The following is a 981-nucleotide window of genomic DNA, read 5'->3' as shown; positions in this document are numbered from 1 at the left end:
CGAGCTTGCGCGTAAAGGTGTGACCAAGGAACAGGCTATGCGTGTGAAGCAGCTCTATGAGCAGCAGAACAATGTAAATACCTCGAAATCAACGGGCACGGACATCAACGAATCCCGCCTTCGTGAAGAGACTAAGGAGAATACTTCCGACATGTTGGAAGATCATCCGACTACGGAAGATTTGGCCCGTGAGGACCAGGTTTTCGGGCGCAATATCTTCAATACCCGCAACCTGACGTTCGAGCCTAGTGTCAACCTTGCCACTCCTGCCAATTACCGTCTGGGTCCCGGTGATGAAGTCATCATCGATATCTGGGGTGCTAGCCAGAATACGATCCGCCAGCAGATCTCTCCTGAAGGCACCATCAATATTCAGAAGATCGGGCCTGTCAACCTTAGCGGTATGACAGTCTCCGCCGCCAACGAGTATCTGAAGGGCGCCCTGAATAAGATCTATAACGGTCTGAACAATACTACCGACCCTACTTCCGACATCCGTCTGACTTTGGGTAATATCCGTACTATCCAGATCAATGTGATGGGAGAGGTCGTGCAGCCGGGTACCTACGCCCTTTCTTCCTTCTCTACCGTCTTCCATGCGCTTTACCGTGCAGGCGGTGTGAGTGATATCGGCAGCCTCCGAAACGTTCAGTTGGTACGCAACGGAAAGAATATCGCCACCATCGACGTCTACGAATTTATCATGAAAGGCAACACGCAGGATGACATCCGCCTTCAGGAAGGTGACGTGGTTATCGTCCCCGCCTACGATGTCTTGGTAAAGATCAGCGGCAAGGTAAAACGCCCTATGCGTTTCGAAATGAAGAAAGACGAGAACCTTGCCACTTTAATCAAATATGCCGGCGGCTTTGAAGCCGATGCCTACACCCGTTCATTGCGTGTTGTCCGTCAGAATGGTGAGGAATATGAGGTCAACACGGTCAAGGATATGGACTACAGCATCTACACAATGCGTAACGG

Annotated in this window: 1 protein-coding gene; it reads left to right on the top strand. The window is 51.0% G+C overall.

Annotated features, from left to right (window positions below; genetic code table 11):
- Window positions 1-981, top strand: a 981-nt coding sequence (locus tag HMPREF9007_RS00110; protein WP_008763917.1) for a polysaccharide biosynthesis/export family protein, incomplete at both ends; no start/stop codon positions are given.

Origin of the sequence: Bacteroides sp. 1_1_14 (assembly GCF_000162515.1) — a bacterium.
In the GTDB taxonomy this organism is placed as follows: Bacteria; Bacteroidota; Bacteroidia; order Bacteroidales; family Bacteroidaceae; genus Bacteroides; species Bacteroides thetaiotaomicron.
The sequence above is the reverse complement of the archived record's forward strand: the minus strand, read 5'-3'. Positions and strand labels throughout refer to the sequence as shown.